This window comes from Sporomusaceae bacterium, assembly GCA_031460455.1.
In the GTDB taxonomy this organism is placed as follows: Bacteria; Bacillota; Negativicutes; order Sporomusales; family UBA7701; genus Anaeroselena.
In genome coordinates this window covers 131583-150805 of the sequence record JAVKTQ010000004.1, presented here as the reverse complement: position 1 = coordinate 150805, position 19223 = coordinate 131583, and the positions used below count along the sequence as shown (strand labels likewise).

The 19223-nt window shown below is 59.7% G+C and carries 18 protein-coding genes and 1 other annotated feature (1 of these 19 only partly in view); of the genes, 14 read left to right on the top strand and 4 right to left on the bottom strand.

Annotated features, from left to right (window positions below):
- The first annotated feature begins 49 nt into the window (after nucleotides 1-49).
- The 10 genes from RIN56_08745 (at nucleotide 50) to RIN56_08700 (ending at nucleotide 10356) form a co-directional block, all read left to right on the top strand.
- Nucleotides 50-1087, top strand: a complete 1038-nt coding sequence (locus tag RIN56_08745; GenBank protein ID MDR7866897.1) for a TRAP transporter substrate-binding protein — start codon at nucleotides 50-52, stop codon at nucleotides 1085-1087.
- Nucleotides 1088-1240: 153 nt separating this feature from the next.
- Nucleotides 1241-1789: a TRAP transporter small permease gene (locus RIN56_08740; GenBank protein ID MDR7866896.1), complete on the top strand. Its 549-nt coding sequence runs from the start codon at nucleotides 1241-1243 to the stop codon at nucleotides 1787-1789.
- Nucleotides 1789-3078 (top strand): TRAP transporter large permease subunit, encoded by a 1290-nt coding sequence (locus RIN56_08735; GenBank protein ID MDR7866895.1) that lies wholly within the window; start codon nucleotides 1789-1791, stop codon nucleotides 3076-3078. The genes RIN56_08740 and RIN56_08735 overlap by 1 nt, the downstream gene beginning before the upstream one ends.
- A 204-nt stretch (nucleotides 3079-3282) precedes the next feature.
- Nucleotides 3283-3987, top strand: a complete 705-nt coding sequence (locus RIN56_08730) for a GntR family transcriptional regulator (GenBank protein ID MDR7866894.1) — start codon at nucleotides 3283-3285, stop codon at nucleotides 3985-3987.
- Between the two features lie 34 nt (nucleotides 3988-4021).
- Complete coding sequence (uxuA, locus tag RIN56_08725; protein ID MDR7866893.1) at nucleotides 4022-5107, top strand: mannonate dehydratase; 1086 nt, start codon at nucleotides 4022-4024, stop codon at nucleotides 5105-5107.
- Nucleotides 5104-5949: an SDR family oxidoreductase gene (locus RIN56_08720; protein ID MDR7866892.1), complete on the top strand. Its 846-nt coding sequence runs from the start codon at nucleotides 5104-5106 to the stop codon at nucleotides 5947-5949. The genes uxuA and RIN56_08720 overlap by 4 nt, the downstream gene beginning before the upstream one ends.
- Before the next feature lie 46 nt (nucleotides 5950-5995).
- Nucleotides 5996-6520, top strand: a complete 525-nt coding sequence (locus RIN56_08715; GenBank protein MDR7866891.1) for a TRAP transporter small permease — start codon at nucleotides 5996-5998, stop codon at nucleotides 6518-6520.
- Nucleotides 6520-7812, top strand: coding sequence for a TRAP transporter large permease (locus RIN56_08710; protein MDR7866890.1), 1293 nt, complete (start codon nucleotides 6520-6522; stop codon nucleotides 7810-7812). The genes RIN56_08715 and RIN56_08710 overlap by 1 nt, the downstream gene beginning before the upstream one ends.
- 95 nt (nucleotides 7813-7907) lie before the next feature.
- On the top strand, nucleotides 7908-8927 hold the full coding sequence (locus tag RIN56_08705) for a TRAP transporter substrate-binding protein (protein MDR7866889.1): 1020 nt from the start codon (nucleotides 7908-7910) through the stop codon (nucleotides 8925-8927).
- A gap of 370 nt (nucleotides 8928-9297) precedes the next feature.
- Nucleotides 9298-10356: an HD-GYP domain-containing protein gene (locus RIN56_08700; protein ID MDR7866888.1), complete on the top strand. Its 1059-nt coding sequence runs from the start codon at nucleotides 9298-9300 to the stop codon at nucleotides 10354-10356.
- A gap of 51 nt (nucleotides 10357-10407) precedes the next feature.
- Here RIN56_08700 and RIN56_08695 read toward each other — a convergent pair whose 3' ends face one another.
- Complete coding sequence (locus RIN56_08695; protein ID MDR7866887.1) at nucleotides 10408-11610, bottom strand: DUF401 family protein; 1203 nt, start codon at nucleotides 11608-11610, stop codon at nucleotides 10408-10410.
- A gap of 143 nt (nucleotides 11611-11753) precedes the next feature.
- On the bottom strand, nucleotides 11754-12239 hold the full coding sequence (locus RIN56_08690; GenBank protein ID MDR7866886.1) for a hypothetical protein: 486 nt from the start codon (nucleotides 12237-12239) through the stop codon (nucleotides 11754-11756).
- A gap of 399 nt (nucleotides 12240-12638) precedes the next feature.
- Here RIN56_08690 and RIN56_08685 point away from each other — a divergent pair, with 399 nt between their 5' ends.
- Both RIN56_08685 and RIN56_08680 read left to right on the top strand, forming a co-directional pair.
- Complete coding sequence (locus tag RIN56_08685) at nucleotides 12639-13376, top strand: SDR family oxidoreductase (protein ID MDR7866885.1); 738 nt, start codon at nucleotides 12639-12641, stop codon at nucleotides 13374-13376.
- A gap of 40 nt (nucleotides 13377-13416) precedes the next feature.
- Nucleotides 13417-14091, top strand: a complete 675-nt coding sequence (locus RIN56_08680; protein ID MDR7866884.1) for a hypothetical protein — start codon at nucleotides 13417-13419, stop codon at nucleotides 14089-14091.
- Between the two features lie 320 nt (nucleotides 14092-14411).
- Here RIN56_08680 and gap read toward each other — a convergent pair whose 3' ends face one another.
- Nucleotides 14412-15455, bottom strand: coding sequence for a type I glyceraldehyde-3-phosphate dehydrogenase (gene gap / locus RIN56_08675; protein MDR7866883.1), 1044 nt, complete (start codon nucleotides 15453-15455; stop codon nucleotides 14412-14414).
- 453 nt (nucleotides 15456-15908) lie between these two features.
- On the opposite strand from gap, the gene RIN56_08670 reads away from it, so the two are divergent.
- Entirely contained in the window at nucleotides 15909-16922 is a 1014-nt protein-coding gene (locus tag RIN56_08670; GenBank protein MDR7866882.1) for an HD-GYP domain-containing protein, read from the top strand.
- Between the two features lie 64 nt (nucleotides 16923-16986).
- Here the strand turns inward: RIN56_08670 and RIN56_08665 are convergent, their stop codons facing one another.
- Complete coding sequence (locus RIN56_08665; protein ID MDR7866881.1) at nucleotides 16987-17745, bottom strand: hypothetical protein; 759 nt, start codon at nucleotides 17743-17745, stop codon at nucleotides 16987-16989.
- Between the two features lie 182 nt (nucleotides 17746-17927).
- Between RIN56_08665 and RIN56_08660 the strand changes: the two genes are divergently transcribed.
- The gene (locus tag RIN56_08660; GenBank protein ID MDR7866880.1) at nucleotides 17928-18956 is read left to right on the top strand and encodes an aldo/keto reductase; all 1029 of its coding nucleotides are present in this window, start codon (nucleotides 17928-17930) and stop codon (nucleotides 18954-18956) included.
- Nucleotides 18957-19013: 57 nt separating this feature from the next.
- Nucleotides 19014-19223: a binding site (T-box leader), on the top strand; it runs 49 nt beyond the window's last position.

Genomic DNA, 19223 nt, shown 5'->3' with positions numbered 1-19223 from the left:
GGGTGTGTCTGACCTGGCGTTTTGCATATTAAAAGTGGAGGGAAGAAGGATGAAAAAAGCTCTCAAAGTAGCCAGCGTACTGCTCGTTCTCGTTATGGCAGTAACCCTGCTGGCAGGATGCGGCGGCGGCGACAAGAAGCCTGCCGAGCAGAAAGTCGAGAAAAAAGTCATCAAGGTCTCCATCGGCCTGAATGATGCCAGCCCGGAATACAAGGGCCTGGAAAAGTGGAAGGAACTTGTTGCCAAGGAATCCAAAGGCCGTCTTGAGATCCAGATATTCCCCAGCGCCCAGCTCGGCGACGACATCAAAACCATGACCGCCCTCAGAGCCGGCACGCTGGAAATGTCCGGCCCCTCGAGCTCGCCGATGGCCACCATCGACAAGCGCTGGATGGTTTTCGACCTCCCGTTCCTGTTCCCCAACGAGAAAGTAGTCGACGCCGTTCTTGACGGTCCGTTCGGCAAGAAAATGCTCGACTCGCTCCAGACCCATGGCCTCGTGGGCATCATGTACATGGAAAACGGCTACCGCCAGGTAACCAACAGCAAGCGCGAAATCAAGACCCCGGACGACATCAAAGGCCTGAAGATCAGGACCATGGAAAACCCCGTCCACCTCGCCGCCTGGCGTAAACTCGGCGCCAACCCCACCCCGATGCCGTTCAGCGAAGTCTTCAACGCCATGCAGCAGAAGACCATCGACGGCCAGGAAAACCCGAACACCACCAACTTCCTGCAGAAATTCCACGAAGTTCAGAAATACACCACCCTGAGCAAACACGTCTACACCCCGTTCGTCATCATGTACAGCAAGAAACTGTGGGACACCCTGCCCAAGGAAGACCAGGCGCTCCTCATGAAAACCGGCCAGGAAGCCAGCAAATGGCAGCGCGAATACAACCGCAAGGTTGACGCCGAAGCCGCCCAGGGCCTCGCAAAAGCCGGCATGACCGTCACCAACCTGACCCCCGACCAGCAGAAACTCTTCATGGACGCCACCAAAGACATTGCCGCCCAGTTTGAAAAAGAAATCGGCAAAGACGTCATCACCGAAGTAAGAGCCGAAATCGCCAAGGCCTCCAAGTAACAGCTGATTGTTTAGCGGCGGGACTGTCGATAAGTATCCGTGAAAGCGCATGCTTTCGGCAGTCCCGCCCGCTCTTTGCACGACCGCAATTATATATTGCTGTGCACAAACTGAAAGCGGGGACTAGCATTCCCCCCGAAAGGAAGCCGTAACATGGGCAGCTTGAGCAAACAGATAAACCGCCTGCTCCACGCAGCGATAGCGGTCTGCCTGACCTGCATGGCCACATTTGTTTTCGCCAACGTAATACTGCGCTACTTTTTCAACGAAGGCCTCACCTGGGCTGAAGAAGCCTCCCGGTACCTGTTCATCTGGCTTATCTTCCTGGGCGCCATCGTGGCCTACCAGGAAAACGTCCACCTCGGCGTCGACACGTTAGTCAAGAAACTGTCGATCAGCGGTCGGCGCAAACTGTTTATAATTAACAACATCATCCTTGTGATAACAATGGGCCTCTGCGTCCATGGAACTTGGAAAATGACCGTACTGACCGGCGACCAGGTATCGTCCTCGATGCAGATACCGCTGGCCTTTGTGTACGTCTCCGGATTTATTTGCAGCGCCGCGATGGTCGTTATTTCCCTGAATAACCTCTACCGGCTCATAACCGGCAAAATGGCCGACAGCGAACTTGTTATGACAGCCGACAACGAAGACACGCAGCTGATCGCCGGCGAAGCCGAGGAAGGGGCGAAGAAATAATGGAAATGACAATGTTCGTATTTCTCGGCTCGCTCCTCGCCGCCATGGCCCTGGGGATCCCCATCGCCCACTCGCTCATCATCAGCGGCGTCTTCCTCCTCTTCCAGCTCAACATGTTCGACACCCAGATCCTTGCCGCCACCCTCGTCGACGGCGCCGACAACTTTCCCCTCATGGCCATCGCCTTCTTCATCCTCGCCGGCGAACTCATGAACGCCGGCGGCGTCTCCAAACGCATCATCGCCTTCGCCATGGCCCTCGTCGGCCACGTCCGCGGCGGCCTCGGCTATGTCGCCATCATCGCCAGCCTCATCTTCGCCGGCCTGTCCGGCTCGGCGGTCGCCGACACCGCCGCCCTCAGCGCCATCCTTATCCCCATCATGGTCGAAGCCGGCTACGACCGGGGCATGTCGGCGGCCCTCATCGCCTCCGCCGCCATCATCCCGCCCATCATGCCGCTCAGCGTGCCCATGATCATCTTCGGCGTCACCGGCAACGTCTCCATCCCCAAACTCTTCATGTCCGGCATCGTGCCCGGCCTGCTGCTCTGTATCTTCCTCGCTCTCACCTGGACCTGGCTGGCCCGCAAAAAGCAGTTCAGAATGCAGCCGAAGCAGCCGTTATCAGTTGTGCTGAAAACGGCCCGCGACGCCATCTGGGCCTTCATCCTCCCCGGCATCATCATCGTCGGCCTGCGCGGCGGCGTCTTCACCCCCACCGAGGCCGCCTCCATCGCCGTCTTCTACGCCCTGTTCGTCGGCGTCTTCATCTACCGCGAACTCAAGCTCAACCATATCTGCGACGTATTGGTGTCCGCCGCCAAAGTAACCAGCATCGTCATGTTCCTGTGCGCAGCCGCCATGATATCGTCGTGGCTGATCGCGGTCGCCAACATCCCGCAGTGGATCGCCAGTTCGCTGGCGCCGATCATGGACAACAAAATCCTGTTGATGTTCGTCATCAACATCATCGTCCTCCTCGTCGGCACCGCCATGGACGCCACCCCCACCATCCTCATCCTCACCCCCGTGATGATGCCGATCATCGAAAAGGCCGGCATCGACCCCATCTACTTCGGCTTCATGTTCGTCTTCAACAACATGATCGGCGTCCTGACACCGCCGGTCGGCACCGTCCTCAACGTCGCCGCCGGCGTCGGCAAAGTCTCCATGGAAGAAATCATCAGCAAAGTCATGCCGTACATGTGGATCGAAATCGTCCTGCTGCTGCTGCTGACCTTCTTCCCCGAAATCGTGCTCGTGCCCATGGGCTGGTTCATACCCAAATAACCGGAGCAAGCCGCATAACACGCATCCGATCAAAAGACGCGCCGCAGAGGCGCGTCTTTTTTGCATCGCATCCCGGCGCAAACGCAGCCAAAAAACCGGTTTTACAATGCGAAATATCTTCAGAAAATTGAAATGTATACTATTTACACTAGTATGGTAGTATGGTAGTATTTTGCTAGAGACTGGGAAGGGGGATATGGGAAATTGATTGCCATCGAACGCTTTCAGCAGGAATCAGCCCGCGAATACGTATACCGGCTGCTCAAGGCCAACATCATCAACCTGACCCTACAGCCCGGACAAAGCATCTCCGAACAGGAGATCGCCGAACGGCTTCATGTCAGCCGCACACCTGTCCGCGAAGCGTTTATCAAGCTCGCGCAGGAAAAACTCCTCGACATCTACCCCCAAAAAGGCACCTACGTCTCGCTCATCGACACCGACCAAGTCGAAGAATCGAAATTCGTGCGGGAAACCCTCGAAAAAGAAGTAATCCAACAAGCCTGCGTGGCTTTTTCCGGCGAAGACCTCTTCCAGCTTCAATCCTGCATCGCCCTCCAGGAACTGTGCATCAGCGAAAAAAACTACCACAAATTCTTCGAACTCGACGAAAACATGCACGCCACCATCTTCAAAGGCTGCAAAAAAGCCCGCACCTGGTCGATGCTCCAGCACATGAACGCCCATTACAACCGCGTCAGAATGCTCAACCTCGCCGTCGGCTTCGACTGGGAACAGCTCATCCACCAGCACAAAGAACTCGTCCGGGCCATCCGCGACAAAGACCCGGCCCTGGCCAAAAAAATGATCGACCAGCACCTCAACAAAGTCGTCGTCGACCTCGAATACCTGCGCGGCGAGTACGGCCACTTCTTTCTGCCCCGCAAAACAACGCCGACGGACGCCTGATAACGAAAAAGGAAAGCCTACAGGGAGAGAAACCATGCAGATGTCATTCAGATGGTACGGAGAAAAACTCGACAGCATCCCCCTCGCACACATCAGGCAGATACCGGGCGTCACCAACGTCGTCAGCGCCATCTACCACATCCCCGTCGGAGAAATCTGGCCCTATGAAGACATCCTCGCCCTCAAGACCGGGATCGAGGCCGCCGGGCTCACCTTCAAAACCGTCGAAAGCGTCAACGTCCACGAAGACATCAAACTCGGCCTGCCCACGCGGGACCGCTACATACAAAACTACTGCGCCACCCTCAGGAACCTCTCCAGAGCAGGCCTCGAAGTAGTCTGCTACAACTTCATGCCCGTCTTCGACTGGATGCGCACCGACCTCGCCAAAGTCCTTCCCGACGGATCAACCGCGCTCTTCTACGAAGAAGACAGGATTCGCGGCCTCAAGCCGGAAGTCCTCGTCGAACAGATGGAGCAGGGCTCCAACGGCTGCGAATTCCCCGGCTGGGAAAAAGAGCGGCTCGCCCACATCAAGAAACTTTTCGCCCTCTACAAAGACGTCGACGAAGAGCAACTGTTCGCCAACCTCAAATACTTCCTCGAAGGCATCATCCCCACAGCCGAAGCCTGCGGCATCAAAATGGCCATCCATCCCGACGATCCGCCCTGGCCGGTATTCGGCCTGCCGCGCATCGTCATAAACAAAGCCAACCTCGAACGCATCGTCGGGCTCGTCGACAGCCCCGCCAACGGGCTCACCCTTTGCAGCGGCGCCCTCGGCGCCGACGGCGACAACGACATCCCCGCCATGGTCCGCCAATTCGGCGCAATGGGCCGCCTCCATTTCGGCCACGTGCGCAACATCATCATCGAGCGCCCCGGCGTATTCTACGAAACCGCCCACAAAGACGACACCGGTTCGGTAGACATGTTCGCAGTAATGAAAGCCTACCACGACGTAGGCTTCACAGGCCCCATCCGACCCGACCACGGCCGGATGATCTGGGGAGAGGAAGGGATGCCCGGCTACGGCCTTTACGACAGGGCGTTAGGCGCGGTATATCTCCACGGACTATGGGATGCCATCAAAAAAATGAGCGAGGGGGACAAAAAATGAACAACACCTTAAAAGGAAGAGTAGCGGTCATCACCGGGGGCAGCGGGATACTGTGCGCCCCCATGGCCCGCGAACTCGCCGGCCTCGGCGTCAAAGTCGCCATCCTCGGCCGCAGCGCCGAAAAAGCCCAAAAAGTCGCCGACGACATCGTCAGCGCGGGCGGGACGGCCATCGGCGTATCCTGCGACGTCCTCGACCGGGAAAGCGTCAGCAAAGCGGCCGCCACCGTCCAAAACGAACTCGGTCCCTGCGACATCCTCATCAACGGCGCCGGCGGCAACGACCCGCGCGGCACCACCAGCAAAGAAACCCTCCAACTCGCCGACATGGACAAAAAGGACGAAGCCGTCAGAACCTTCTTCGACATGGCCACCGAAGGCTTCGACTACGTTATGCGCCTCAACTTCATGGGCACCTTCATCCCCAGCCAGATCTTCGCCGCCCAGATGGTCGGCCGGCCAGGCGCCACCATCATCAACATCTCCTCCATGAGCGCCTACAGCCCGCTCACCAAAGTCCCCGCCTACAGCGCCGCCAAAGCGGCCGTCAGCAACTTCACCCAATGGCTGGCCGTCCACATGGCCGACGCCGGCATCAGAGTAAACGCCATCGCCCCCGGCTTCTTCCTCACCGAACAAAACCGCACCCTGCTCACCAACCCCGACGGCTCGCTCACCCCCAGAGCGGAAAAAGTCATCGCCCACACCCCTATGCGCCGCTTCGGCAAGCCGGAAGAACTCCTCGGGACCCTCGTCTGGCTCGCCGACGAAGACGTATCAGGCTTCATAACCGGCATCGTCGTCCCCGTCGACGGCGGCTTCATGGCCTACGGCGGCGTATAGAGAGAAAAGCTATCGAAAGGTAGCCCCGCGGAGAGGGGAAACAACAATGGAAGCATTAAAGCGCATAGCAATCAAAATCGACACCCTGTTCGAAACCTGCGCCATCTTCGCCCTGCTCGGCGTCATCATCGTCATGGCCGTCCAGGTAGCGACCCGTAAACTCCTCAACTTCGTCTTCTTCTGGTCCGAGGAAGCCATCCTCATCTGCCTCGTATGGTTTGCCTTCATGGGCATCGCCATCGGCTTCCGCGAAGGCGTCCACATGGGCGTCGAAGCCCTCACAGACCGTCTGCCGGCCCGCGTCAACAGGTGGATCGACAAATGGATCGACATCATGGGCCTCATCTACGGACTGTACTTCGTCATCTACGGCTGGGAATTCACCCTCCTCATGCTGGAATCCACCCTGCCGGCCACCAAAATGCCCAACAGCGTCGTCTACGCCGTAATGCCGGTCAGCGGCTTCATGGTCTGCGTCTACTCGGTCCTCCAGATGCTCGGCGTCGACACGCGGCGTCATAAAGGAGCCGACATCGAAATGGGCGTAGAAGAGACGGAGGCTAAACAATAATGGACATCAACGAAATCGCCGTATGGCTGCTTGGCTGCAGCTTCATCCTCTTTACCCTCTTCAGACTCCCCGTCGCCCAGGCGCTCTTCGCCTCCTCGCTCCTCACCATGACCTGGCTCGAAGTGCCCCTGCCCACCATCGGGCAACAGATGATCAACGGCGTCAAAACCTTCTCCCTGCTGGCCATCCCCTTCTTCATCCTCACCGGCCAGATAATGGGGGAGGGGGGACTCGCCCAGCGGCTCGTCAACCTCGCCAGCCTCATCGTCGGGCGCATTCGCGGCGGCCTGGCCCTCGTCAACTGCATCGCCTGCATGTTCTTCGGCAACATCTCCGGTTCGGCCGGCGCCGACGCCGCCTCGGTCGGCTCGGTAATGATCCCGGCCATGAAGAAAAAAGGCTATGACGCCGACTACGCCGTCGGCCTCACCATCTCCTCCGCCATCCAGGGCGTCGTCGTCCCCCCCAGCCACAACCTCGTCCTCTACTCCGTCGTCGCCGGCGGCATCTCCATCAAAAGCCTCTTCCTCGGCGGCATCGTCCCCGGCTTCCTCCTCCTTGGCTCCCTCATGACCGTCGCCTACTTCATGGCCGTCAAGCGCGGCTATCCGGCCAGCGACCCCGTACCCCGCTCCGAGTGGGGCGGCATCGTCTTCCACGGGCTGCTCTCCCTGTCGCCGGCCTTCATCATCCTCGGCGGCATCATCTCCGGCGTCTTCACCGCCACCGAATCGGGCGCCCTTGCCGTCGTCTACTCCTTCATCCTCGCCTTCGGCGTCTACCGCGAAGTGCCGCTCTCCAGAATGTGGAACGTCCTCAAACGCACGCTCCGCACCGTCCTCATGGTCTACTTCCTTATCTCCGCCTCGGCCGCCTTCGGCTACGTCATGGCCTTTCTCAGCGTGCCCGACATGATCACCCAGTGGTTCCTCACCGTCTCCGACAACAAATACGTCATCTTCATGCTCATCAACATCCTCCTCCTCATCCTCGGCGGCCCCATGGACATGGCCCCCATGATCCTCATCCTCACCCCCGTGCTCCTGCCCGTCTGCGTCTCCTTCGGCATGGACCCCGTACACTTCGGCCTCATGCTCATCTTCAACTCCGGCATGGGCCTCCTCACCCCCCCTGTCGGCACCGTGCTCTTCATCGGCTGCGCCATCGGCGGCGTCACCATCTCCCAGGGGACCAAAGCCATGCTGCCCTTCTTCTACGCCATGATCGTCGTCCTGCTCCTCATCACCTACATACCCCAGACCGTCCTGTGGTTACCGTCCCTGTTCAAATAGGGTCGAATAACGGAAATTGCTGCGGGAGGAGGCGGCAGAACACGGAATAACGCGTACAGCGAAACGCAACCATATAAAAACATGGAGGGAAAAGAATGAACAGCAAAAAATGGTTAGCAGTCAGCCTGGCAATCATCCTTGCGATGGGTGTGCTCGTCGCCGGCTGCGGCGGCAAAAAAGACGCCGCCCCCGCCGCCGACAACAAACCCAAGTACACATTCCGGCTCGCCGAAGCCCATCCCGGCGACTACCCCACCACCCTCGGCGACAAAAAATTCGCCGAACTCGTCAACGAGCGCTCCAAAGGCCGCATCCAGATCAAAGTCTTCGACTCCGCCCAGCTTGGCGACGAAAACTCCGTCATCCAGCAAGTGCAGCTCGGCTCCATCGAATTCACCCGCATCTCCAGCGGCACCCTGGCCGAATTCAACAAACAATTCGGCGTCTTCTCCCTGCCCTACATCTTCGACGACCAAGCCCATGTATGGCGCTTCCTCAACAGCGATTACGGCCGCAAAATGCTCACCGACCTCGAAAAATCCCGCATGATGGGCCTTGCTTACTACGAAGCCGGCTCCCGCAGCTTCTACACCAAGAACCCCGTCAAGAACCCCGAAGACCTCAAAGGCCTCAAGATCCGCGTCATCCAGAACGCCGTCAACGTCGAACTCATGAAAGCCTTCGGCGCCAGCGCCACCCCGATGCCCTACGGCGAAGTCTTCAGCGCCCTCCAGACCGGCGTCATCGACGGCGCCGAGAACAACCCCCCCAGCTACCTGACCGCCAACCACTTCCAGGCCGTCAAGAACTACGTCCTCGACAGCCACCAGCGCGTACCGGAAGTCCTCATGGTCAGCCGCGTCGCCTGGGATAAGCTCTCCGCCGAAGACAAGAAACTACTCCAGGACTGCGCCAGGGAAACCGAGAAATTCCAGATCGAAGCCTGGAATAAATTCGAGAAAGAAGCCCTCGACAAACTCATCAAGGGCGGCGTCATCGTAACCGAAGTCAAAGACATGAAAGCGTGGCAGGCGGCCGCCAAACCGGCTATCGACAAACTCGGCGCCGACTTCAAAACCTCGCTTGACGAAATCGCCAAACACAAGAAAAAATAATTCTGCCCCTTCCTAGCCGGCCATAGAGCCGGAATATCGAGAACCGGCTTAATATCCCCTTCCATTAAGCCGGTTCTTTTTTTGCCCGTACTAGGACTTTAGACCCGTAAACGGGACTAAAGTCCTAATTAATTAGGACTTTAGTCCCTGGTAATTTTTACATGAAAAAGGTACAATTTTTGTAGAAATTTGTAGAAACATGCCATATCAGGCTCAAGAGGCGTGGCACGCATAATGTCTCCCCGAACCGCTTGTCGAGCCGGCTTTCCCGGGTATTACCCGGTGCACTGCATGGGGGATGAATAAAAGCACTGGATGAAAAACCGGTGTTTTTGTTATATCGCCTCATACACTCCAGGAGGTTCATAAATTGAAGAAACTAGCCGTGCAAGACTTGGTCCCGGGCATGACCGTCGACAAAGAAGTCATCTCCGACGAAGGAGTGGTGCTGCTGGAGCGGGGCACGCGGCTCACGCCGTGGCAGATAACCAACCTCCGCAACTGGCAGATACCCCACATCCTCATCGACGAGACCCAACCGCCCATCGACGCGGCCTTGCCGGCCTCCCTGTCCGCAGCCGCCTTCCTGGGTGAGTATGTACGCACCGTAGACGCCATCAGACATACCTTCGAGCACATCCGCGTTTTCCGCGAAGTGCCCCTCCTGGAAATGGAAGAACTCGTCGACCAGCGGATAACCCTTCTGGCGGACACGGTCGGCGTCCTCGACCACCTCTACGAAATCAGGCTGCACAGCGACCACACCTTCCAGCACTCGCTCAACGTCGCCATCGTCGCCGCCATACTCGGCCGCTGGCGGAAATACCAGGGCCCCCAGCTCAAAAACCTCATCCTCGCCGGCCTCCTCCACGACATCGGCAAACTGTTCGTGCCGCTGACCGTGCTCGATAAACCCGACACCCTCTCGCCCCGCGAATTCGAAGTCATCAAACGCCACCCCCAAGAAGGCTACAAACTCATCCACGGCGAGCAGCGGCTGGCCGAAGAAACCAAACTGGGCGTCCTCCAGCACCACGAGCGTAAGGACGGCAGCGGCTACCCCGGCAGACTCGCCGGCGACGAAATCCACCCCTTCGCGCAGATCATCGCCATCGCCGACATCTACAACGCCATGACCTCCGACCGGGCCTACCGCCGCCGTATGACACCCCTCGCCGCCCTCGAAGTAATCGCCGAGCAGATGCATCAGAAACTGGAAACAGGCGTCTGCCTCACCTTCCTCGACAACATGCGCGAACTCTTTACCGGCAACAGCGTCATCCTCAGCACCGGCCAGCGGGCGAAAATCATCGTCCTCAACACCCGCGACCGCTACTGGACAAAACCCGTCGTCTGCATCCCCAGCGGCATGATGCTCGACCTCCAGAAAGAAGAAATCAGCATCGTCGAACTCATCGAAGAAGGATAAAAAATGCAAAACGGCCCCACCTGGGGGCCGTTTTTACGTTGCCGCCTCTTATTATAATGCCGTTACCGCGTACGCCGCCGCCACCATCAGCGCCTCCAGCGCGAAAACGGGGCGGAGCGCCCGCAGGAAATCGGCCTGGAAATAATCCAGCGTCACCAGCAGGCACAGATGGGCGGGGGAGAGCATATGCCCCGCCGTTCCCGTCACGAAGCAAATCGTCACCAGGCCGAGATCGCCGGGCGACAGCAGCGCGATAAACGGAAAAGTGATTGCCACAAACCCCTGCGACGTCCCTGTCAGCAGGCCGCCGAGGAACGCGACCACGCCGATGACCGCCGTCGCCGGCACCGCCAGGCTGTTCATCAACACCGTGATATCGCCGATCACCCCCGAGGAACTGAGGATATGCTGGAAAAACAAAATGCCGGCAACACCCCACAACATCTTCCCGTCCAGAGCGTGGGCGAGCATCGCGCCGATATCGGCGGCCCGCTGGCGGAGAATCAGCGCCATCGCCGCCACCACCAGCGCCATCGACACCGCCGCGCTCAGCTTGAACAGCACCACCAGCGCGAAGTTCGCCATAATCGGCCCGGCCGCCAGCAGCAGATAACGCCGCCCGGCGCCATCGTCGGCCGCGGGCTCGCGGGTGGAGCCGGCAGCCGCCTTCAGCGGCGAAATCAGCGCCAGCCAGCCGATCGCCAGCGCCAAAGCAGTCACCCACAGCATCGACGAAACAAGCTCGCCCAGCGGGATGCCCGACAGCTGGCTCGCCAGCAGCATACCGGTAAAAATCGGATTAGTGAACTCCCACACATGGCGGAACCAGTAATTGATCGTCGTCTTCCTCTCGGCGCTGAGGCCAAACGGCTTGGCGGCGTTCGCCACCAGCGGCGCGGAAAATATCGCCCCTCCGAGAGACGGCAGGAAACCCAGAAAAGACGGCATCAGCACCAACAGAAAGCGGTCGCTGCGGAAAAGGCGGCGGGCCGCCGCCATCATCCCGTCGATAATGCCGCCCGTGCGCAGCTGGAACTCCAGACACATCACAAAATACAGCGCCAGGACGATCTCCCACGTCGCACGTCCGGTAGCCGTCGCCGCGGCAGCCGTCCAAAGCTTGGCCGGCGTCGGGCCGGTCGCAAAAAAAATAATCGCCGACCCGGCCACCATCGCCAGCCCCATCTTCACCTTACGGTTCAGCAGAAAAACAATGACAGCAAGCGTGACAAACACCAACGCGACTGAAGACATCGGGAAACCTCCTGTATGGCGGCCGATTATACTGCACCACTATACATTCGCCCTCTTCCCGCCGCTATCCTACATAAAATATAAGCCCCTGCCGGAATCTTCCGGCAGGGGCTTACTCTGCTCAGCCCGCGTCTATCCGCAGCCTAGAACCTAACCGTCGCGCCCACGCCCACGCCGCTCTTGCTGCGGCCGTAGTCAGGCGAGAAATTATGGTAATCGACATTGAGATCAAGGTTGCTCGCCAGGCGGAGATTGGCCCCTACCTGCACCTCGTTGAAATTGCCGCCGCCGATCAGCGACGCGTAACCGTCCCACTCGGAAGACAGGGGAGCGTGGACAGCAGCCCCGACATACAGTTTGGAATCGCCAGCCACCTCTCGGCTGCCGACAATACCGCGGAGATTCCCGGAAAGCTGGAACTGCCCGTAAATACCATCCATGCTGCCGCCGCGGTCGACATTCTCAAACCCGAGCGTAAAACTGTCCGACAGCTTATGCTCCAGATAAATGGTATCGGTGCCGACACCCAGCGCAGTCTGACCGCGCCCCAGATCGTTGATCGGAGCGGCCATGGCGGTGGCGGCGTTCAGGGTGAGAATAGCAGCCACTGTAAGTACGATTCTCTTCACAACAAAACCTCCTTAAACTGGAATAATCCCGGTGTTATGTATACTCCTCCCAGGGTTAATATAACAAAGGCGGAGTATGAGGGTCAACGGGCAAAATTACCCATATCCCCGGGACCCCGGCCGCCGCCTAGCGTCACAGCCGGCGGCCACAATATATGGAAATGGTCGGCTATGCACCGGAGTGCCTTTGCCAGAATGCAAAAATTATAGCCAGTTAACCGGTGCTGTGCCGACCACCTACACCAGTGATGATAACCCATAAATATGACAAAAGCGTGACAAGCCGCCGGAGCGCACATTTTCCCCTTCGCGTTACAGGGATATAAGCGCCGGCGTAGAAACCATTACAATATCGCACAAAACGCGGGGTCGGCATGCCCCGCTCAGGAGGCCAAAAAAATGGATAACCGGAAAGTAGCCCTCATCACCGGCGGCGGCACGGGAATCGGCCGGGCGGTGGCCCTCAGCCTCGCCGCCCAGGGCATCGACATCGTCGTCAACTACTCCCGCTCCGCGAAAGAAGCCGACGAAACGGCCGCAGCCGTCAGAGCCGCCGGCGCCGAATGCCTGGCCGAACAGGCCGACGTCGCCGACGACGCCCAGGTCCGCCGCATGGTCGACAACGCCGTCAAGCGCTTCGGCCGGCTCGACTACCTCGTCAACTCCGCCGGCACCACCCACTTCGTCGACGCCGGCGACCTCGAAAACATGGCCGGTCAATACTGGGACAACATCATGTCCGTCAACGTCAAAGGCGTCTTCTTCGTCTGCCGGGCCTGCGCCCCCCACCTCAAAAAAACTGGCGGCGCCATCGTCAACATCACCTCCATCGCCGGCATCACCGGCCGCGGCAGCTCCATCGCCTACGCCGCCTCCAAAGCCGCCGCCATCAGCCTCACCAAATCGCTCGCCCAAGTCTTCGCCCCCGAAATCCGCGTCAACAGCGTCGCCCCCGGCATCGTCCTCACCCGCTGGGTCGCCGGGCGCGAAGACCATGTCGCCAGGCTCGGCGCCGGCACCCCTCTGGGCAGAGTCTGCGGCCCCGAAGACGTCGCCGCCGTCGCCCTGCCCCTGCTGCTCACCGCCGGCATGGTAACCGGTCAAACCGTCGTCGTCGACGGCGGAGCGATCCTCTGACGACGTCCCGGAGCAGAAACGCCGAAAGGGGAGAGGCCATATGGACAACAACCGCTCGGGAATCATGAAAGAACTCGTCGCCATCGTCGTCGTCATCCTCCTCCTGCTAAGCGCGGGGGGCTTTCTCGTCCGCAACGTCGTCATCGGCCTCCGCTCGCTCGACGACGCCAAACCCGCTCAGGAGCAGGGCGGCGGCGAACTCGAAAAAACTCTCCGCAGCCTCGACCTCGAAAAAACCCTCCGCGAACTCGCCGGCAAAATCCTGCCCGCCAACGACAAACAGCCCGCGCCGGGCAAAACGCAGCCTGCCGCGCCCGCCGACGGGGCCAAACCGCCCGCGGCCGGCAAAAAAGGCGAAATCACCGCCGTCCGCTTCTTCGAAGGCGGCCAAAATCCGCCCGCCCTCGCCCAGCGCACCTACGCCGGCGAATTCAGCCCCCGGTCCAGAGTAATCTACACCGAAATCGCCTACAAAAACAACAACCACAAAATCGCCGACGCCTCCATCCCCCTCGTCCTCCGCTACATCGACCCCGCCGGCCGGCAGGTCGCCGAAATCAAACGCACCGCCCAGCCCAAGAAAGACTGGGAATCCGCCCGCTTCACCACCGGCGCCGGCGCCGCCGAAGTAGGCTCCTGGCAGAGCGGCCGCTACACCGTCAAAATCTCCTTCGACGGCGATCACATCGGCGACTACACCTTTACCATTCAATAAAAAACCGCGGTCGTAACGACCGCGGTTTCCCATTCGCAATCCCCTGTCGCGGCAAAATAAAGAACCGGGCTAACCAGGCCCGGTTCTTTATTTCGGTCAGCTCACCTTACGATAGTGGCCGGCCGTTCCCCTCCCGCTGCAGGACGGGCAGGCATCTTCCACATACCCTGCGCTGCCGCAGCTCGGACAAATCTTACCATCAAGATCGTGGTGCTCGTGAGCGTCGCTGTCACGGCAATACGGGCAATCGGCAGCAACCGTTCCCCGGCCTCCGCAGTCGGGACAATGAGAATGAGAAGCAGACATATACATTACCCTCCTCAACCGGCCGCTTTGCGGGTCGGCCATGCTACAGTTTCCTCGGCCCTCCGGGCCATCAGGCTAGCGAAATCGATAACCCGGCAAGCATAACCCCACTCGTTGTCATACCAGGCCAGCACCTTCACCGAATTCGGACCCACCACCATCGTCGACAGCGAATCCACAATCGCCGAATGGCTGTTCTTCAGGAAATCCACCGACACCAGCGGCTCCTCGCAATAATCGAGAATGCCCCTCAGCGGACCGTGGGCCGCCGCGCGCAGAGCCTCGTTCACCTCGGCGACCGTCACCTTGTGGCTCAGCTGGGCCACAAGATCGGTCAGCGAAACATTCGGCACCGGCACCCTGATCGCGATCCCGTTCAATTTTCCCTTCAGCTCCGGGATCACCTCGCCGATCATCTTCGCCGCGCCCGTCGACGTCGGGATGATCGACTGCACGCAGCTCCGCGCCCGCCGGGGATCCTTATGGCTGTTGTCGAGGCTGCGCTGATCGGTCGTAAAAGCATGCACCGTCGACATAAACCCGCTCACGATCCCGAACCGCTCGTGCAGCACCTTCGCCACCGGCGCCAGGCAATTCGTCGTGCACGAAGCCGTCGAAACGATATGATGCTTCTGATGGCTGTAATCGTCGTCATTCACGCCCATCACGAACGTCGGCACCGCATCCTTCGCCGGCGCGGAAATAATCACCTTGCCGGCCCCGTTATCCAGGTGCACCTGGCAATCGCGGCCCGAATTAAACTTCCCGGTCGACTCGATCACGATATCCGCCCCCAGGCTGCCCCAGGGCAGATTCGCGGGATTGCGGTCCGACAATATCCTGATCGGCCTGCCGTCCACCACAATCTCCCGGTCGTTAGCCACAACCGTGCGGTCGAGAACGCCGTGCACCGAATCGTACTTCAGCAAATGGGCCAACGCCGCCGGATCCATCGTGCCGTTAATAGCCACGACCTCGATATCCTCCCGCGCCAGCGAAGCCCGCAGGCACATCCTGCCAATCCGTCCGAAGCCGTTGATGGCAATTCTGGCCTTCACCAACTATCACTCTCCCAAATGGTATGCACAATACATCGCTCTTGCGCATCAATGATACGTATCAATATCGCTTATCTACGACAATAGTATAACACATTTATTTTTCTGGTGGCAAGTATAGTAACATATTTTTGCAGAAAGGATAGCAGGAAAAATTTCCCCTCCCGCCCCGTTCGCCGCGAAAATAATTTCGACACGAAGCGACCGGCCAAACCGCCGCCCCCATCGCATCCGCCGGCATTTTCCGTCCCCTCTTGTCGGAGCTTGTCCGCATCGCCGCCGCCAAATAGCGGATAATGGCGGACAATGTCGGAAAGAAATCCCGGCAGGCAACTATAGTTCGACATAATAGTTTATTAGGAATCATTTAAGATAAATTTAGGATTTAATTGGGAAACATGGGGAAAGATGTAAAATAAAACATAAAACACCATGCATTCGGGGGGGAGAACAATGCTCAGCCTGACAACCGGCCAGCCCGCACCCGCAATGACACTTGCCCGCAGCCAATACGACCAAACCGGCGCCCCGCTTCCTGACGTCCCCTCGGTCCCGCCCACCCATTACCCAGCACGCCCCGGCCCCGAAACCGACCTCATCTCCTGTCGGGCTCCCTTTAGACCGATCGACCCCGACGAACTCCTCGACCAGCGCACCGGGGCCGAAGCCCTCCGGTTCATCCACCGCGGCGCGGGGCGCTTCCTCCGCGACCGCCATATCGAAATAGGCGGGCTCAAAGCGCTGATCGTAAAAACTGTCGAAAACGCCATCGACAACCGCCACATCCTCCGCCACCTTTCCAACCTCCGCATCCACCACCCTTACACCTTCAGCCACTCCCTCAACGTATGCCTGCTCTCCGTCCTCATCGGCGCCAAACTGCGCCTGCCGCCCGGCCAGCTCGCCGAGCTCGCCGTCGGCGCCCTCCTCCACGACCTCGGCAAAACGCGCATCCCGCAAGACATCCTCGACAAGCCTGGGCCGCTGTCCGACACCGAGTGGCAGGCCATCCACCACCATGCCCTCGAAGCCTTCCACACCCTGCGGCGCCAGTGGGCGCTGCCCATCTCCGCCGCCCACATCGCCTGCCAGCACCACGAAAACTACGACGGCACCGGCTACCCCGGCGGCCTCGCCGGCGACAACATCCACCTCTTCGCCCGCATCGTCGCCGTCGCCGACAACTTCGACGCCGTCACCGCCGACCGCCCCTACCGCGCCGCCTACCAGCCCCACCAGGCCTACGAAGTCCTCCTCTGGTCGCGGGGCAGCAAACTCGACCCCCACATCGTCGACACCTTCCTCGACACCGTCGCCGTCCTGCCCGCAGGCTCAGCCGTCCTCCTCGACGGCGACGTCACCTCGCGCACCGTCGGCAAACCCCTCATCGACCTGGCCGGCGAACTGGGGAAATTCATCGTCCGAGCGTTAAGTCCGGGGGAGACAAAAGTATTGCCCGCGATATAAAACAAAATAGTATAACACATTAAAAAGCCTGAAACCGTCTCCGGTTTCAGGCTTTTGCCGCGCATTACCCCTTCAGGTGCTCCTGCAGCTCTTTCAGATCCTGCCAGATGCGGTGCTTCTCCGGCAGCGCGATATTATTGTTCGCCAGCAGCTTCTCGTACAGATACTTCGCGATCAGGCTGCCGTCGTACTCCAAAAACCCCAAAGCCTCCAGCAGATCCTCCAGCGCGTCCACATTCACATCCGGGTCGGTGCCCGCCAGATCCAGCGCCTTCTGCGCGCAGCCCAGCACCGCCAGCTTGGCCTTCTCGTCCTCGTCCACCAGCAGAAAAAGCGCGTACGCCTTCGCCGACCAGTCGCTGAAGCTCCGCGCCTCGGCCGCCGCCGCCCGCTGCACCCACTGCACCGCCTGCACCTGGTCGCGCCGGTCGGCCGCATACTCAAAATACATATCCGCGATCCGCACGCACAGCGTCGGATTAAGCCTATCGCTCAGCACCCGGCGGATGGCCTCCTGCTCCAGCGCCCGGTCGGGCACGAACAGCGCGCAGCAGAAAACATCCTGCATATACATCGCCGGTATTGGGCCGCTTCGCCCCAGGATCAGGCGGGCCACCTCGCTCGCCATCTCCGGCCGGTACTCCGTCGCCACCACCAGATAATCCCCCAGATCGCGCATCTCCGCGTCGGCGCGTCCCGCCAGCCCGGCCTTCGTATACCAGTAGCACGCCTTCTCCCGGTCCTCGCGCTCGAACCACTTGCGCGCCTCGGCGATACACTTCTGGAAGTTGCCGTCACTACTCTTCGAACCGAATAAATTCATTCCATCCTCCGTAAAATGGGCAAGAGATAATCTCGATATAATATATACTAACACTCTTGCGCCCCGGATACAACTTTTCCCCGCCCGAAAATCGGCCGGCCGCATCGCCCGCCCCCGGCAGGAAACCGGCGCGGCGCGGCCGAAATATCCCCATAAAGACATCTGGAAAACGGAGGGAAACCATGCGCTACCAGCTTCTCGGCAAAACCAACCTGCGGGTCTCCGAATTCGGCTTCGGCGGCATCCCCATCATCCGCCTCGGCGTCGACGAAGCCGTCGCCGTCCTAAGGCGCGCCTACGACAAAGGCGTCACCTTCTACGACACCGCCAACGCCTACATCGGCAGCGAAGACAAAATCGGCCGCGCCTTCGCCGGCATGCGCGACAAAATCGTCCTCGCCACCAAAACCATGAAACGCGACGCCGCCGGCGCCGCCGAACACCTCGACGCCAGCCTCCGCCTCCTCAGGACCGACCACATCGACCTCTACCAGCTCCACCAGGTCTCCCAGGAAAAAGACTGGCAGGCCATCTCCGGCCCCGGCGGCGCCCTCGAAGCCGTCCTCAAAGCCCAGCAGGCAGGCAAAATCGGCCACATCGGCCTCACCTCCCACAGCCTCTCCATGGCCAACCGCCTCATCAAAACAGGCCACTTCGCCACCATCCAGTTCCCCTTCAGCTTCGTCGAGCCCGCGGCCGCCGACGAACTCCACGTCACCGCCCGCTCCCTCGGCCTCGGCATCCTTGCCATGAAGCCGTTCGGCGGCGGCGTCCTCGACAACGCCGCCCTCACCTTCAAATACCTCCGCCAATTCCCCGACGTCATCCCCATCCCCGGCTTCGACTCCATCGCCTATGTCGACCAAGTCGCCGCCATCTACGACGCCCCCAACATCATAGAGGACGCCGACCGCGCCCTCATGGCCGAATACCGCGACCGCCTCGGCCGCCAGTTCTGCCGCCGGTGCGAATACTGCCAGCCCTGCCCCAACGGCGTCATGATCACCCCCGCCATGGCCTACCCCGTCGTCGCCCACCGCATGTCCAAAGAAGTCGCCGTCGGCTTCTCCAAAAAAGCCATCGAATCCGTGCAGAATTGCACCGAATGCGGCGTCTGCCTCACCCGCTGCCCCTACAACCTCCCCATCCCCGAATTAATCAAAAAGAACTATAACATGTATCTGCAGCACCTCAAAGAAGTCGGCCACTAAACCCTCTCTTGACAGGCCCGTTCCTTTGCTGCTATAATCCAAGCAAACCCAAATCAGCCAAAGTTGATGAACAGGAAGAGTAGCCGTGGTGGAGAATCACAGCGAGCCGGCGACGGTGGAAGGCCGGTATTTTGGGCACGGTGAATGGGCCTGGGAAATGCAGCCCGAGCCGCATTATGCGGGGTAGGAGCCGCCGGGATATCCCCGCCGTTACCAGGGGAAGGGCATCGACGGCCATTGCCGTCCGCGCCCTAACGAGTTGGGCCG

What these genes read in the sequence shown, in the direction of transcription:
- RIN56_08710 (MDR7866890.1), top strand. Translation starts at nt 6,520, where the DNA reads ATGGACATCAACGAAATCGCCGTATGGCTGCTTGGCTGCAGCTTCATC.
- RIN56_08670 (MDR7866882.1), top strand. Translation starts at nt 15,909, where the DNA reads ATGCTCAGCCTGACAACCGGCCAGCCCGCACCCGCAATGACACTTGCC.
- RIN56_08685 (MDR7866885.1), top strand. Translation starts at nt 12,639, where the DNA reads ATGGATAACCGGAAAGTAGCCCTCATCACCGGCGGCGGCACGGGAATC.
- RIN56_08735 (MDR7866895.1), top strand. Translation starts at nt 1,789, where the DNA reads ATGGAAATGACAATGTTCGTATTTCTCGGCTCGCTCCTCGCCGCCATG.
- RIN56_08695 (MDR7866887.1), bottom strand. Translation starts at nt 11,610, where the DNA reads ATGTCTTCAGTCGCGTTGGTGTTTGTCACGCTTGCTGTCATTGTTTTT.
- RIN56_08715 (MDR7866891.1), top strand. Translation starts at nt 5,996, where the DNA reads ATGGAAGCATTAAAGCGCATAGCAATCAAAATCGACACCCTGTTCGAA.
- RIN56_08660 (MDR7866880.1), top strand. Translation starts at nt 17,928, where the DNA reads ATGCGCTACCAGCTTCTCGGCAAAACCAACCTGCGGGTCTCCGAATTC.
- RIN56_08745 (MDR7866897.1), top strand. Translation starts at nt 50, where the DNA reads ATGAAAAAAGCTCTCAAAGTAGCCAGCGTACTGCTCGTTCTCGTTATG.
- RIN56_08740 (MDR7866896.1), top strand. Translation starts at nt 1,241, where the DNA reads ATGGGCAGCTTGAGCAAACAGATAAACCGCCTGCTCCACGCAGCGATA.
- RIN56_08680 (MDR7866884.1), top strand. Translation starts at nt 13,417, where the DNA reads ATGGACAACAACCGCTCGGGAATCATGAAAGAACTCGTCGCCATCGTC.
- RIN56_08665 (MDR7866881.1), bottom strand. Translation starts at nt 17,745, where the DNA reads ATGAATTTATTCGGTTCGAAGAGTAGTGACGGCAACTTCCAGAAGTGT.
- uxuA (MDR7866893.1), top strand. Translation starts at nt 4,022, where the DNA reads ATGCAGATGTCATTCAGATGGTACGGAGAAAAACTCGACAGCATCCCC.
- RIN56_08705 (MDR7866889.1), top strand. Translation starts at nt 7,908, where the DNA reads ATGAACAGCAAAAAATGGTTAGCAGTCAGCCTGGCAATCATCCTTGCG.
- RIN56_08720 (MDR7866892.1), top strand. Translation starts at nt 5,104, where the DNA reads ATGAACAACACCTTAAAAGGAAGAGTAGCGGTCATCACCGGGGGCAGC.